The sequence below is a fragment of the Jiangella alkaliphila genome, from assembly GCF_900105925.1.
GTDB lineage: Bacteria > Actinomycetota > Actinomycetes > Jiangellales > Jiangellaceae > Jiangella > Jiangella alkaliphila.
This window is the reverse complement of record NZ_LT629791.1, coordinates 6,033,593-6,048,221: the sequence shown is the minus strand read 5'-3', so window position 1 is coordinate 6,048,221 and position 14,629 is coordinate 6,033,593. Positions and strand designations below refer to the sequence as shown.

At 72.8% G+C, this 14,629-nt stretch carries 11 protein-coding genes and 1 pseudogene; 8 read left to right on the top strand and 4 right to left on the bottom strand.

The window, feature by feature from the left end:
• Nucleotides 1-100 precede the first annotated feature (100 nt).
• Nucleotides 101-2,959, bottom strand: coding sequence for a discoidin domain-containing protein (locus tag BLV05_RS27865; RefSeq protein ID WP_046771552.1), 2,859 nt, complete (start codon nucleotides 2,957-2,959; stop codon nucleotides 101-103).
• 92 nt (nucleotides 2,960-3,051) lie between these two features.
• Between BLV05_RS27865 and BLV05_RS27860 the strand changes: the two genes are divergently transcribed.
• From BLV05_RS27860 to BLV05_RS27835, 6 genes are all read left to right on the top strand, one after another.
• Nucleotides 3,052-4,464: a GH1 family beta-glucosidase gene (locus tag BLV05_RS27860; RefSeq protein ID WP_046771553.1), complete on the top strand. Its 1,413-nt coding sequence runs from the start codon at nucleotides 3,052-3,054 to the stop codon at nucleotides 4,462-4,464.
• A complete protein-coding gene (locus BLV05_RS27855) occupies nucleotides 4,461-5,702 on the top strand; it encodes an extracellular solute-binding protein (protein WP_046771554.1) in 1,242 nt (413 codons plus the stop codon). Before BLV05_RS27860 ends, BLV05_RS27855 begins: the two co-directional genes overlap by 4 nt.
• A 130-nt stretch (nucleotides 5,703-5,832) precedes the next feature.
• Nucleotides 5,833-6,669 carry a carbohydrate ABC transporter permease gene (locus BLV05_RS27850; protein ID WP_046771594.1) on the top strand — a complete coding sequence of 279 codons (837 nt, stop codon included), beginning with the start codon at nucleotides 5,833-5,835 and terminating at the stop codon, nucleotides 6,667-6,669.
• Nucleotides 6,656-7,477: a carbohydrate ABC transporter permease gene (locus BLV05_RS27845; protein ID WP_046771555.1), complete on the top strand. Its 822-nt coding sequence runs from the start codon at nucleotides 6,656-6,658 to the stop codon at nucleotides 7,475-7,477. The genes BLV05_RS27850 and BLV05_RS27845 overlap by 14 nt, the downstream gene beginning before the upstream one ends.
• A gap of 13 nt (nucleotides 7,478-7,490) precedes the next feature.
• Entirely contained in the window at nucleotides 7,491-9,071 is a 1,581-nt protein-coding gene (locus BLV05_RS27840; RefSeq protein ID WP_052762952.1) for a glycoside hydrolase family 5 protein, read from the top strand.
• A complete protein-coding gene (locus BLV05_RS27835) occupies nucleotides 9,068-10,297 on the top strand; it encodes an ROK family protein (RefSeq protein ID WP_046771556.1) in 1,230 nt (409 codons plus the stop codon). The genes BLV05_RS27840 and BLV05_RS27835 overlap by 4 nt, the downstream gene beginning before the upstream one ends.
• A gap of 347 nt (nucleotides 10,298-10,644) precedes the next feature.
• On the opposite strand, the gene BLV05_RS27830 is transcribed toward BLV05_RS27835, so the two are convergent.
• The 3 genes from BLV05_RS27830 to BLV05_RS27820 all read right to left on the bottom strand — a co-directional run bounded on the left by BLV05_RS27830 (nucleotide 10,645) and on the right by BLV05_RS27820 (nucleotide 12,941).
• Nucleotides 10,645-11,133 carry a MerR family transcriptional regulator gene (locus tag BLV05_RS27830; RefSeq protein ID WP_046771557.1) on the bottom strand — a complete coding sequence of 163 codons (489 nt, stop codon included), beginning with the start codon at nucleotides 11,131-11,133 and terminating at the stop codon, nucleotides 10,645-10,647.
• Nucleotides 11,133-12,023 (bottom strand): SDR family oxidoreductase, encoded by an 891-nt coding sequence (locus BLV05_RS27825; RefSeq protein WP_046771558.1) that lies wholly within the window; start codon nucleotides 12,021-12,023, stop codon nucleotides 11,133-11,135. Before BLV05_RS27825 ends, BLV05_RS27830 begins: the two co-directional genes overlap by 1 nt.
• 72 nt (nucleotides 12,024-12,095) lie before the next feature.
• A complete protein-coding gene (locus BLV05_RS27820; RefSeq protein WP_160312804.1) occupies nucleotides 12,096-12,941 on the bottom strand; it encodes a universal stress protein in 846 nt (281 codons plus the stop codon).
• Nucleotides 12,942-13,267: 326 nt separating this feature from the next.
• Here BLV05_RS27820 and BLV05_RS27815 point away from each other — a divergent pair, with 326 nt between their 5' ends.
• Both BLV05_RS27815 and BLV05_RS38810 read left to right on the top strand, forming a co-directional pair.
• Nucleotides 13,268-14,290, top strand: coding sequence for a 1-aminocyclopropane-1-carboxylate deaminase (locus BLV05_RS27815; protein WP_046771596.1), 1,023 nt, complete (start codon nucleotides 13,268-13,270; stop codon nucleotides 14,288-14,290).
• 58 nt (nucleotides 14,291-14,348) lie between these two features.
• Nucleotides 14,349-14,595: pseudogene (locus BLV05_RS38810) on the top strand (mycothiol transferase); the annotation flags it as partial.
• Between the last annotated feature and the right edge of the window lie 34 nt (nucleotides 14,596-14,629).

Here is a 14,629-nt window from a genome sequence, read left to right as displayed (position 1 = left end):
CCCCGCGGCCGCCGCGGCCCGGCCTACTCCCGGGGGTGTACACCGCCCGCGGCAGCCGGTGCCGTGCCCGGCCGGGTGGCGGCCGGGCACGACGCTGCGGCTACGGGGCCGCCGTGTAGGCGGTCAGCTCGCCGATGGACCACCACTCGGGCGCCGAACCGGTCTGGACGACGCGGAGGTACCGGGCGGTGACGGTGTCGAAGGTGATCGGCCGCTTCCAGCCGAAGCCCGGCCCGGAGGCCACCGTCGTCCATGTCGAGCCGTTCGTGGACACCTGCAGCTGGAAGCCGCGCGGGTAGTCCCAGCGCTCCCAGTCCCGGGTCTGGATGGTCACCTGCCCGATAGTCCGCGGCGTGCCCATGTCGACCTGGAACCACTGGCCGTTCACCTGCGACGTGCCGGACGCCCAGCGGGTGCCGGTGTTGCCGTCGATGGCGGCGCCGGCCGACCCGCCGGGCTCGGTGGCCGACGCGGTCGCCGTCCAGCCGGTGCGGCTCACCGCCACCGGCGCGAAGGTGCCGAGGCCGCCGGCGTAGTGCGACACCGTCTCGATGAACCGGTCGTTCGGCGTGAAGTTCGCCGTGCCGAACCGGGCCAGCCGGGTCTGGAACGACGTCGCGTCGTCGCTGTTGATGACCGGGACCTGGTGGAGGTTGGTGTTGTAGAAGCCCCAGTACCCGCCGCCCCCGGACTGCGAGCCGCGCACCTTGTACGTCCAGTTCGTCCACGAGACGTCCAGAGCGTTGAGCCCGGCCATGAACTCCGCCCACACGTCGTCGAAGTAGTAGAACGAGTACTCGCCGTACAGCACCGGGATCCCCGGGTCGGTCAGCCGGTTCGCGACGTCGGCGAGCTGTGTGGTGACGACCGAGCGCTGCGCGTTCCAGTCCTGGCCATTGGGCATGTCGTACGGGTGCAGCTCGTAGACGACGTTGGTCCAGCCGAAGTCGGCCGGGTCGGCGATCGCGTTCCAGCCGAAGAACGCGGCGAGGTGGATGGTGTGGTCGGGGTCGATGGCGCGCACGGCGTCGTAGAGGCGGTCGTAGACGGCGCTCTTCTGCGCGACGTCGGCGGCGTCCTCGCCGTAGTCGATCAGCGGCTCGTTGATGAGGTCGTAGCCGGCGACCACCGGGTTGCCCTCGTAGCGGGTGGCGATGGCCTCCCAGATGTCGACCACCCAGTCCTGGTACGTCGCGCTGCCCCAGTAGCCGTTCGGGTTCGGCCCGACGCGCCCGCAGCTGCCCCACGGGCAGCCGCCGCCGGGGACGGTGTGCAGGTCGAGCAGGACGTAGATGCCGCGCTCGCCGGCCTCCTGGATCAGCCAGTCGATCTTGTCCCACGGGTCGGCCTTCCAGGTGCCGTCCAGGTTCAGCAGCTCGCTCCACCCGATCGGCAGCCGGACGGTGTTCAGGCCGATGGCGGCGATGTTGTCGAGGTCGGCCTCGGTCAGCCAGGTGTCGCGGTGGGTGTCGACGATCTGCTGGGCGGTGGTGGCGCCGAACCGGTCGTCCAGCGCCAGCCGCAGCGAGTAGTCGTCGTTGTTCAGCGCGACGTCCAGCTCGCCGATCGACCACCACGACCCCGAGCTGCCGGTCTGGGTGACGCGCAGGTACCGGGCGGCGGTCGCGGCGAAGTTGACGGTGGTGGCCTTGAAGGTGCCGGTGCCGGTGGCGACGGTCGACCACGAGGTGCCGTTGTCGGAGACGGCGACGGTGTAGGCGCGCGGGTAGTCGGTCTCGGACGAGGAGTTCTTCTGCGTGTCCAGCACGACGTTGTTGAGCGTGACCCGGGCGCCGAAGTCGACCTGCACGTACTGGCCGGGAGCCTGCGCCGCGCCGGAGGTCCAGCGGGTCGCCGGGTCACCGTCGGTGAGCGCCGACGTGGTGCCCGCGGGGGAGCTGGTCACCGTCCAGCCGGCCCGGTCGAACTTGCCGGTCGAGGTGACGGCGACCTCCGAGATCGACCACCAGCCGGCCTTCGTCCCGGTCTGCGTGATCCGTAAGTAGCGCATCCAGGTGGCGGTCCAGAGGTCGGCGGTGACCATCCGGTTCGTCCCGGCGCCGCTGGCCACCTTGGTCCAGTTGACGCCGTCGCTGGAGCCGGAGATCTCGTACGTCGCCGGGAAGTCGTTGGCGTACGCGGCGCCGGAGTCGACCAGCACCTTCGTCACCTCGAGCACGCGGCCGAAGTCGACGGTGTAGGTCTGGCCGGCCACCTGGTTCGTCCCGGTCGTCCACGCAGTCGTGACGTTGCCGTCGAGGCCCGCGCCCGGCGTGGTGAAGCCGGCCGTCGAGCTCGCCGTCGCCGTCGCGCCGCCGTTGTTCAGGACCGGGTCGGAGAACAGGTTCAGCTCCGCGACCGACCACCACGACGACCTCGCGCCGGTCTGGGCCACGCGGACGTAGCGGGCGACCTGCGGCGCGAACCGGGTGGTGGTGATCTCGGACGTGACGGTCGGCGGCGGCGTGCCCGCGGCGGCGGCGACGCTCGACCACGTCGTGCCGTTCGTCGATACGAGCACCTCGTACGACGCCGGCCAGTCGGCCGCCGACGGCCCGGCGTCGACCAGGATGCGGTTGAACAGCGTCGGCGCGCCGAGGTCGAGCTGCACCCACTCGCCGCCGGCCTGCGCGGCGCCGCTGGTCCAGCGGGTGGTGAGGCTGCCGTCGAGCACGTTCGACGGCGTGCCGGTGGAGGCCGTGGCGGTCCAGCCGCCGCGGTCGAGCGCGAACTCCCCGAGGGGTGACATCCAGTCCTCGAACGTGAGCCAGCCGCCGAGGTTGGTGCCCCGGAGGTTGACGACGTCGCCGGTGCCGTGGTCGGTCCGCAGCACGGCGCCGTCGGCGGCGAAGAAGTCGCTCGGGCCGATCGGATCAGCGTGCGCCGGGGCCGCCGCGAGGGGAACGAGAGCGGCCGTGGTGAGTGCTGCGATGGTCAGGACATGGGCTGGTCGTCGCACCGTTGGTCTCCTTTGACGTCGACGAAGGGCGTTGTGGTCCTGAAGCGTGGCGGTTATAGTACGACAAAAAATAAGACTCAGGAAGATGCGTGATGATCTCTCTCAGCACTGCTCAACGGGCCCGTCTGGCGGCCGAGCCGTCGGCGGCCGACCCGGGCGCGTTCCCGGCGGACTTCCGCTGGGGGCTGGCGACGGCGGCGTACCAGATCGAGGGCGCCACCGCCGAGGGCGGCCGCGGCCCGAGCATCTGGGACACCTTCGCGCACACGCCCGGCCGGGTCCGGCACGGCGACACCGGCGACGTCGCGTGCGACCACTACCACCGCTGGCGCGCCGACCTCGACCTGCTGGCCGCCCTCGGCGTGACGGACTACCGGCTGTCGGTCTCGTGGTCGCGGCTGCAGCGCACTGGCCACGGCGACCTCGACCCGGAGGCCGTCGGGTTCTACCGCGACGTGCTCGGCGGGCTGCGCGACCGCGGCATCCGCCCGCTGGTGACGCTGTACCACTGGGACCTGCCGCAGCCGCTCGAGGACGCCGGCGGCTGGCCGGCCCGGGCGACGGCCGAGCGGTTCGCCGACTACGCCGGCCGCGTCGTCGGCGCGCTCGGCGACCTCGCGGCGGACTGGGTCACGCTCAACGAGCCGTGGTGCAGCGCCTTCCTCGGCTACGGCGAGGGCGCGCACGCGCCGGGCCGGACGGACGAGCGGGCAGCCGTCGCCGCCGCGCACCACCTCAACCTCGCGCACGGGCTCGCCGTCCGGCGCATCCGCGAGGTGCGGCCCGAGGCGCGGGCCGGCATCACCAACCTGATCACCGACGTCGTGCCCGGCGACGACACACCGGCGGACCGGGCGGCGGCGGATCGGCTCGACGCCGCCGGCAACCGGGTCTTCCTCGACCCCGTCTACCTGGGCGAGTACTCGCCCGCGGTGCGCGCGGCGTTCGCCGGCCTCGGGCTCGACGACCTCGTCCGGCCCGGCGACCTCGGCGTCATCGCGACGCCGACCGACTTCGCCGGCGTCAACCACTACCAGCGGATCGTCGCCCGGCACGACGAGTCGGCGGGCCGGTTGCGGGTCGCCCAGCGACCGGCCGACCCCGCGACGACGTCGTTCGGCTGGTCCGTCCTGCCCGGCTCCCTGACCGCCGTGCTGACCCGCGTCGCCAAGGAGTTCACCGCGCTGCCGCTGCACGTCACCGAGAACGGCGCCTCGTACGACGACTACGTCGACCCCAACGGTGACGTGGCCGACGTCGAGCGGGTCGCCTACCTGCGCGGCTACATCGGCGCGGTGGCGGCGGCGCTGCGTTCCGGCGTCGACGTGCGCGGCTACTACGCCTGGTCCTTCCTCGACAACTTCGAGTGGGCCGAGGGCTACGGCAAGCGCTTCGGCCTGGTGTTCGTCGACTACCGGACCCAGGACCGCATCCCCAAGCTGAGTGCCCACTGGTACCGGCGCCTCATCTCCACAACCCGTCCAGAGACACAGGAGTCTCGATGAAACGAAGCACAGCCCTGCTCCTCGCCGCGGGACTGACGGCCGGCCTGGCCGCCTGCTCGGGCGACGACGGCGACGACAACGCGGCCGCCTCCGACGGCCCGCTCACGGTCTGGATCATGGGTGACTCCGGCACGAACTTCGAGCAGCTGGTGGCGCCGTTCACCGACGACACCGGCATCGACGTCGAGGTCGTGGCGATCCCCTGGGACGGCGTCGACCAGCGCCTGACGACGGCGGTGGCCTCCGGCGACGGTCCCGACGTGCTGCAGGTCGGCCTGTCGAAGCTGCGCACGTTCGCCGACGCGGGCGCGTTGCTGCCGCTGGACGACGCGCTCGAGGACCGGCCGGCGCTCGACCCCGGCAACTTCGCCGAGGGCGTCGCGGGCGAGGCCACCGCCGTCGGCGGCGAGATCGTCAGCGTCCCGTGGATCAGCGACACCCGGGTGCTGTTCTACCGCTCCGACATCCTGGCCGAGAACGGCATCGACCAGCCGCCGGCCACGTGGGACCAGCTGCGCGACGACGCCGCGACGCTGGCCGGCCGCGGCGACGGCCAGTACGGCTACTACGTCCCGCAGTGGGACAGCCCGCTGCCGGTCATCATGACGTGGGACCAGGGCGGCGACATCGTCGGCGACGACGGCGCGGTCAGCTTCGACACGCCGGAATTCGCCGCGGCCGTCGACCTCTACACCGGGCTGTACGAGGACGGCAGCGTGCCGACCAACGCCGACTTCGACCAGACCCAGGGCTTCATCTCCGGCGTCACCCCGATGCTGATCAGCGGGCCGTACCTGGCCAAGGCGATCTCCGACGCCGCGCCCGAGCTGGACGGCGCCTGGGACGTCACCACCGTGCCCGAGGCCGAGAGCGGGACGTCGCTGTTCGCCGGCTCGAACCTGGCGCTCTGGCACGACACCCCGAACGAGGACGCCGCGCTGGACCTGCTGGAGTTCCTCTCCGCGCCGGAGACGCAGCTGAGCTGGTACGAGATCAACGGCGAGCTGCCGACCGTGACCGCGGCGCTCGAGGACGACGCGCTCACGGCCGACCCGCAGGCCCAGGTGTACGTCGACCAGCTGGCCGACGCGCGGGTGCTGCCGATGGTGCCGAACTGGGACGGCGGCGTGGGCGCGGACCTGCTCACCGCCCTCAACGAGATCGTGCTCAACGGCGCCGACCGCGACTCGGCCCTCGCCGACCTCTACACGAAGACCGGCAGTGTCTCGATCGACTGACCTCGTCGTGGGGACGCCGGCCGCGCGCGCCGCATCAGGCCCGGTGCGGCCGGCGTCCCCCGCACGACCACGCTCCCGGCTGGCCCGGGCCGGGAGCGGCCTCACGCCGTACCTGTTCGTGACGCCGGCGATGGTGCTGCTCCTGACGTTCGGCGTGCTGCCGATCGCCGTCGCCGCCGTGGTCAGCCTCACCGACATGGACATCTCCGGGCTGGCCGACTGGGGCAACGTCGGGTTCGTCGGGCTGGACAACTACGGGCAGCTGTTCGACGACCCGGACTTCCGGAACGCGCTGGTCAACACCGGCATCTTCGTGGTGCTGGGTGTCCCCGCGATCGTCGTGCTGTCGCTGGCCGTCGCGCTGATGCTGGCCCGCGGTGACGGGCGGTTCGTGCGCGCGCTGCGGGCGTTCTACTTCGTGCCCGCGGTGACCGGCATCGTCGCGATCTCGCTGGTGTGGGGGTATCTCTACAACACCCAGTTCGGGCTGTTCAACTGGCTGCTCTCGCTGGTGGGCGTCGAGCCGGTGCAGTGGCTGTCGGACCCGGAGCTGGCCAAGTTCTCCGTCGCGCTGGTCGCCGTCTGGCGCGGCACCGGGCTCAACATCATCATCTTCCTCGCCGCGCTGCAGGGCATCCCGCGCGTCTACCACGAGGCGGCCGCGATCGACGGCGCCGGCGAGTGGCGGACGATCCGGTCGATCACCATCCCGCTGTTGCGGTTCGCGATCTTCTTCGTGACGGTGACGACGACGATCGCCTGGCTGCAGTTCTTCGACGAGCCGTTCGTGCTGACCGACGGCGGCCCGCTCGGCGCCACGACGTCGGCGTCGATCTTCCTCTATCAGGAGGGGTTCCAGCAGAACCGGTTCGGCTATGCGAGCGCGGGGTCACTGGTGCTGTTCGTCCTCATCGCCGCCGTCACCGTCGTGCAGCTGCGGCTGAGGAGGTCCGATGCGGAGAACTGATCGGCGGACGGGGGTCACGGTCGCGGTGGTGCTCGCCGCGGGCGCCGTCCTCACCGCGTTCCCGCTGTTCTGGATGCTCAGCGGCTCGTTCAAGCCGCAGCGCGAGGCGATCGACTTCCCGCCGTCGCTGCTGCCGCGCGACCCGACGTTCGACTCCTACACCCAGCTGTTCACCGAGCTGGAGTTCGGCCGCTACCTCGTCAACACCATCGTCGTGGTGCTGATCGGCGGCGTCGGCGTGCTGCTCATGGCGATGGCCGGCTACGCGTTCGCGAAGTTCCGGTTCCGCGGCCAGCGGTGGCTGTTCTTCCTGGTGCTGGCGACGCTGATGATCCCGGTGCAGGTGACGATGATCCCGACGTTCCTCGTCATCAACGGCCTGGAGCTGACCAACACCCTCGTCGGCATCGCGCTGCCGACGCTGGTGAGCGGGTTCGGCATCTTCCTGTTCCGCCAGTTCATGACCACGATCCCGGGGGAGCTGCTGGAGGCGGCGCGGCTCGACGGCGCGGGCGAGCTCCGCACGTTCTGGTCCGTCGTGCTGCCGATGTCCAAGCCGATCCTGGCCGTGCAGGCCGTCCTCGCCTTCATCGCCGGCTGGAACAGCTTCCTCTGGCCGCTGATCATCGCGACCGACCAGGACTCCTACACGCTCTCGGTCGGTCTGGCGCTGCTCAACCAGCAGCTCTCCGTCGACCCGGGGCTGCAGATGGCGGCGGCCTCGCTGATGGTCGTCCCCGTCCTGGTCGTCTTCGTGTTCTGCCAGCGCTACATCGTCCAGGGCTTCGCCCTGTCCGGCCTCAAGTAAGGGAGACCACCACGTGACCATCGGCCACGCCACCACCCGTACCGTTCCGGCCCGCCCGGCCGACTTCTCCGGCGTCGTGCGGGCGCGCGACGCCGCACTCGTCGACGGGACCGGACGGGAGCTGCTGCTGCGCGGCGTCGGGCTGGGCAACTGGCTGCTGCCCGAGGGGTACATGTGGGGGTTCGGGCCCGGCGCCGAGTCGCCGCGCGAGATCGAGGCGCTGGTCGAGCGGCTGGCCGGACCGTCGGCCGCCGCCGACTTCTGGGGCCGGTTCCGCGACGTGTTCGTCGCCGAGGCCGACATCGCCCGCATCGCCGCCAGCGGGTTCGACCACGTCCGGCTGCCGATCAACGCGCGGGTGCTCCAAACCGCGGACGGCGAGCCGATCGAGGCCGGGTACGAGCTGATCGACCGGCTGCTGCGGTGGTGCCGGGCGCACCGGCTGTGGGTGCTGCTGGACCTGCACGGGGCACCTGGCGGGCAGACCGGCACCAACATCGACGACTCGCCGCGCGGCCTGCCCGAGCTGTTCATGGACGACCGGTACCGGCGCAACACGCTGCGGCTCTGGCGCGACCTCGCGTCGCGGTACGCCGGCGACACGACGGTGCTCGGCTACGACCTGCTGAACGAGCCGCTGCCGAACGAGTGGCAGCACACCTACCGCGACGACCTCGTCCGGCTGTACCGCGACCTCACCGCCGAGATCCGCGCCGTCGACGCCGACCACCTCATCGTCTACGAGGGCTCGCACTGGGCGACGAACTGGGAGATCTTCACCGAGGTGTGGGACGAGAACTCGCTGCTGCAGTTCCACAAGTACTGGTCCGCGCCCGACCGTCCCAGCATCGCCGCGTTCCTCGAGACGCGCGACCGGCTCGGCCTGCCGATCTACATGGGCGAGGGCGGCGAGAACACGGCCGACTGGCTCTACACCGCGCACCGGCTCTACGAGGCGCACGGCATCGGCTGGAACTTCTGGCCGTGGAAGAAGCTCGCCACGCCGACGTCGCCGGCCTCGGTGCGGCCGCCGGACGGCTGGGACCGGGTCGTGGCGAGCGTGTCGACGGCCGCGCCGCTGCTCGGGCGGGCGGCGGCGGGCGCCGTGCTCGACCAGCTGATCGAGGCGATGCGGCTGGAGAACTGCGACTGGCGGCCGGAGATCGTCGCGGCGCTCACCGGCGAGTCGCCGGCGTCGATCCCGGCGTGGGGGTTCGGCTTCCGCGGCCCCGGCGCGTCGTACCGCGCCGGCGGGCGGTCGCTCGACGGCCTGCGCGCCGACGACACCGTGACGCTGCGCTTCGACGTCCCCGCCGACGATCCGGGCAACCCGTTCCGGCACCCCGGCGGCCGGACCCGCACCGACGGCGACGGCATCGTCGTCGACCTCGAGCCGGGGGAATGGGTGGAGTACGAGCTCGGCGAGACGACCGACCTTCGCGGGGTCCGGGTCGTCGGGCCGGACGGCCGGGCCGCGCCGGTCGTGTGCGAGCCGACGGCGCGTGGCGTGCGAGTGGTCGCGACGGCGCGGGCGACGCTGGCCCGCGTCGTGCTCGGCGACGCCGACGGCTCCAGTACGGTGGACGCGCCATGACCGGTTCCGACAGTGCCCGCCGCCGCGCGTCCTCGGCGCCCGAGTCGGCGACGGTGGTGTCGCTGCGCCGCACCAACCGGGCGCACGTGCTGCGGCAGATCGTGCTGGCCGGTCAGACCACCCGCGCGACCATCGCCCGCGACACCGGCCTGTCGCTGGCGTCGGCGACGCACCTGGTGTCCGAGCTGATCGCCGAGGGCCTGGTGATCGAGGCCGGCTCGAAGGCGTCGCGCGGCGGGCGGCCGATCACCTTGATCGAGCCGCGCCCCGACGGCGCGTACTTCATCGGCGCCGACGTCGGCGAGCGCGGCGTCGCCGTCGAGCTGTTCGACCTCACCATGACCCGCGTCGACCGGGAGTTCCGCGGCGGCCGCGAGCCGGAGGCACCCGAGGACATCGCACACGACCTCGACGACGCCATCGAGGCGCTGCGCGAGCGCAACCCGCGGGCCTGGCGGCACCTCGTCGGCGCCGGCCTGGGGCTGCCCGGCATCGTCGAGACCGAGGCCGACGGACGGCAGGTGCTCTACGCGCAGAGCCTCGCCTGGCCGCCGGTGGGCATCGCCGACCTCGTCTCGCACGACCTGCCGGTGCACGCCGAGAACGGCGCCAAGACCCAGGCCAAGGCCGAGCAGTGGTTCGGCGCCGCCCGCGGCGTCGACTACGCCGTCGTCGTGCTGCTCGGGCGCGGCGTCGGCCTCGGGATCATCGCCGGCGGGTCGCTGCAGTACGGCTCCACCAGCAGCGCCGCCGAGTGGGGCCACCTCAAGATCGAGCGCAACGGCCGCCGCTGCCGGTGCGGCGCCCGCGGCTGCGTCGAGGCCTACGTCGGCGCCGACGCGATCCTGTCCGCCTGGGCCGCGGCCGGTGGCCGGTTCGAGGGCACCGGCTGGCACGCGCTGGGGGCGCTCCTGGACGCGGCCGAGGCCGGCGACCGCGCGGCCTCCGGCGTCGTCGACGACCTCGTCGACACCCTCGGCGTGGCGTTGGGCGGCCTGGTCAACCTCGCCAACCCCCAGCGCGTCGTCGTCGGCGGCTGGGTCGGGCTTCGGCTGATGGAGTCGCTGGCCGGCCGCATCGACGACGCCGTCCGCGCCAACGCCCTGGCCCGGCCCGGCAGCCAGTACGAGCTGCTGCCCGCCACCTTCGGCGGCGACACCGTCGCCGTCGGTGCGGCGATCATGCCCCTGGAGACGATCATCCACGCCCCCCGCGTCGCTGATTAGCTCGTTGGCGGGGTTTGCCGAGTCGGCCGTCCCCCTGCTGCCCATGGCCTAAAGAACTGGCAGCTATCAGGGGGACGGGGAAGAACCGGGCACAGCCCGGACTGTTCGCTCCGTTCGCCCGATTTGCACCGTTGGCTTCCTGGGTCTGACGCGCGTCCTGGGTGTGAGTCGCGCTGAACCGGCAAAACGGGCCCGGAATCGCGCCTCACACCCAGGACGCGCTCCACACCCAGGTTGGTGAGCGCCGGGGTCCTGGCACCCGCCCACCGACCTCGGCCCGAGTTGATCATGGAGAACGTCGGCTTCCGAGCGCCTCCGGGCCCGACTATCGCCATGATCAACTCGGGTCAGTTGTCGTCGCAGGCGTCGTCGCCGGTGTGGCCGCCGTAGGTGGCGATCTTGTACTCGGTGGCGGCGAGCGACAGGGTCAGCTCACGGATCTGGCGGCGGATGGTGTCGCGGTGCTCGAGCAGCATGTCGAGCCGCTCGGGCACCGTCTCGTCGCCGGCCTCGACCAGCGCGACGTAGTGCTGGAGGTCGCGCATGGCCATGCCGGACAGCCGCATGCGGGTGAGGAACACCAGCCGGCGCACCGCCTCGGCGCTGTAGAGGCGGTAGCCGCTGGCGTCGCGGCCGACGTCGACCAGACCGGCCCGCTCGTAGTACCGCAGCGTGTGCGGCGAGACGTCCAGCAGTTCGGACGCCTCGGCGATGGTCAGGGGCGCCTGGACGTCGCCGTCGGTGCCGGCCAGCCGGTGGATCACCTCGATCGGCAGCGGCCCGTCGAGGTCGGACAGGGCGGCCAGCGCCCGGCCCATGAGGTCCTGGACGGCCATCAGGCCGACCCCGCCCAGGAGGCGACGGCCGGGCGCGAGGACGGCGGCGCGTCGGGGAAGTCGGTCGAGCGCGCGGTGTCGGCCCAGCGGCGCAGCGCGTCGAGGTTCGCGGTGTAGGAGCCGCCGATCCGCTCGACGGCCTCGGCGCCGAGCGGGAGTCGCAGCGGGGGCGCCTCGTCGCGGTGCACCAGGTCGACGATGACGTCGGCGGCGCGCGCGGGGTCGCCCTCCTGGACGCCGTCGGCGCGCCTCATGTCGGCGCGGACCGCGGCCAGCGCGTCGCGGTAGACCGGGCCGGCGTCGACCACCCCCAGCACGTCGGGGGCGTTGAAGCCGGTGCGGAACCGGCTCGGCTCGACGATCATGACGCGGACGCCGAACGGCGCGACCTCGCCGGCCAGCGCCTCGGACCAGCCCTCGAGGGCGAACTTGCCGGCGGAGTAGCCGCCGACGCCGGGGAAGGACATCCGGCCGCCCTGGCTGCTCAGCTGCACGATCGTGCCGCCGCCCTGCTGGCGCATGATGGGCAGCGTAGCGCGCACCAACGCGGCCGGGACGAAGAAGTGCAGGTCCATCGCCTCGCGCAGGTCCGCCTCGGCGACCTCCTCCGCGGCGCCGACGATGCCCCGTCCGGCGTTGTTGACCAGCGCGTCGACGCGGCCGAACCGGTCCACCGCCGCCCGCACGAGCGGCAGCGCCAGCTCGCTGTCGCGCGCGTCGAACTGCCAGGTGGCGAACGTGCCGGCGTAGCGCTCCGCCAGGTCGGCGAGCGCCTCGGGCTGACGCACGGCCGCCATGATGGCGTCGCCGTTGCGCAGCGCCCGCTCCGCGATGGCGCGGCCGAATCCGCGGGACGCGCCGGTGATGATCCAGGTGAAGGTGTCGTTCATGGTCTCGACGCTAGGGGTCTGAGCGCGCTCGAAGGCAAACCCCTGCTCCACCCGGCGCCCTCCGTCCGCGGGTCAGCCGTGGACGACGGCGACGGGGCGGCCGGCCTGATGCAGGACGCCCCGGCTGGTGGAGCCGAGCAGCATGCTGCGCACGTCGCCGCGGCCGCGAGAGCCGACGACCACGAGCGACGCGTCGACGGCGGCCTCGACGATGACGTCCGTCGGGAAGCCCGGCTCGGCGAGGGTCGTGGCCTCGGCGGCGGCGCCGGGGGCGCCGGTGGCGGCGCGGGCGCGGTCCAGCGCGGCGTTCAGCAGGTCCTCGGTCTCCTGACGCTCCGGCGCCGTCGTGTGGCCGTGCATCCGGAAGGCGCCGACCGCCACGACCCGCGCGGAGCGCAGGCCGGCCTCCGTCAGCGCGAACCGCAGCGCCGCCTCGCTGTGGGCGGAGCCGTCGACGCCGACCACGATGGAGCCGTCGCCGGCGCCCTCGTGCGGCGGGACGACGACGACCGGGCAGGTCGCGTGCGCCGCGACCCGGCCGCTGACCGAGCCCAGGACCAGCGAGCCGATGGTGCCGAGGCCACGGGTGCCGGCGACGACCAGGCCGGCGTCCTTCGAGGCGTCGAGCAGGGCCTCGGCCGGCGGGCGCAGGACGAGGGAGGTGTCGACGTCGAGGCCGGGCGCGGTCTCCTTCGCCCGCTGCCGCGCCGCGTCGAGGACCTCCGTCGCGAAGGAGCGCAGTTCGTCGGACGGCGGCAGGACCGCGGCGCCGCCGAACGGCACGGCCGCGATCGGCATCCACAGCCCGAACACGGCCTGCAGCGGGGCGCCGCGCAGCCGCGCCTCCTCGGCCGCCCAGTCCAGTGCCACGCCGCTGTCGGGCGACCCGTCGACGCCGACGACGATCGTCTTGCTCATCTCGGTTGCCATGCTCCAGTGTCGCCCTCGGCGCCGCTCGCCGCCTAGGGTGTGTCTCCCAAGTCCATGGCCTACTGCGCGACGCCCAGGCGGCGCCTCGCTGCGTTCTCGTCAGTCGCCATAGGCACCGCTATGTCTCCTTCCTCGGCCTTGCGAGGCATCCACCTGGACGCCGCTCGCTACGGCCGAGACTTGGGAGACACACCCTAGAGACCGACGACCGCGCCGCTCGGGGCGTTCGTCACGCCGTCCGGCTCTTGCCCGATGCCGCTCCGTGGTGTGCAATATATTGCATTCTCGACCGTGAGCCGCGAGGAGTGGTGACCATGGCGCTGTCCGACTTCCCGCGGCACCCGCTGACGTTCGGGCCGAGCCCGGTGCACCCGCTGCCGCGACTGACGGCGCACCTCGGCGGCGCGGCGGCGTGGGCCAAGCGCGACGACTGCAACTCCGGCCTCGCCTACGGCGGCAACAAGACCCGCAAGCTGGAGTACATCGTCCCCGACGCGCTCGCCCAGGGCGCCGACACGCTGGTGTCGATCGGCGGCTACCAGTCCAACCACACCCGCCAGGTGGCCGCCGTCGCCGCGTCGCTCGGCCTGAAGGCGGTGCTGGTCCAGGAGCACTGGGTCGACTGGCCCGACCCGCTGAACGACCGGGTCGGCAACATCCTGCTGAGCCGCGTCATGGGCGCCGAGGTCCGGCTCGACCCGGCCGGCTTCGGCATCGGGTTCAAGGAGTCGTGGACGCGGGCGATCGAGGACGTGACGGCGCGCGGCGGGCGGCCGTACCCGATCCCGGCCGGCGCGTCCGACCACCGGCTCGGCGGGCTCGGCTTCGCGAACTGGGCGTACGAGGTCGAGGCGCAGGAGCGCGAGCTGGGCGTCTTCTTCGACACGATCGTGGTCTGCGCGGTCACCGGCTCCACGCAGGCCGGGATGATCGCCGGGTTCGCGGCGCTGGAGGAGGCAGGCGGCCGGCCGCGCCGGGTCATCGGCATCGACGCCAGCGCGACGCTCGACGAGACCCGCGGCCAGGTCGCGCGCATCGCCCGGGCCACCGCCGAGCTGATCGGCGTCGGCCGCCCGCTGCGCGACGACGAGATCACCGTCCTGCCCGGCTGGGCCGGCGACCGGTACGGCGTCCCGGTCGACTCCACGCTGGACGCGATCAGGCTCACCGGCCGGCTCGAGGGCGTGATCCTCGACCCCGTCTACGAGGGCAAGTCGATGGCCGGGCTGATCGACCTCGTCACCGGCGGCGAGATCACGCGCGACGCGACCGTCCTGTACGCGCACCTCGGCGGCCAGCCGGCGCTGAACGCGTACAGCGGGCTGTTCACGCACTGATCCCCGCCGCGGCCGCGTACCGGCGGGCCAGCGTCGCGAACGCCGTGCGGAGCTCCTGCTGCTGCCCGGCGAGACGCTGGCCGGCGTCGTCGAACGGTACGAGCACGTCGCCGAGACGGAGCGGATCGTCGCCGCCGTCGCCGACCTGTCCGCCGCGCATCCGCTGCCGGAGGGCGCCGTGGAACCTGCCGGGCGCGGAGCGCAGCGTGCGCGGGGTACTGCTGCACCTGGTCGCCGAGACCGCCCAGCACGCCGGGCACGCGGACATCCTCCGCGAGTCGCTGGACGGTCAGACGTCGAGCTGACGCGGCGGTTGTCGGTGGCGGGCGGCAGGATGAG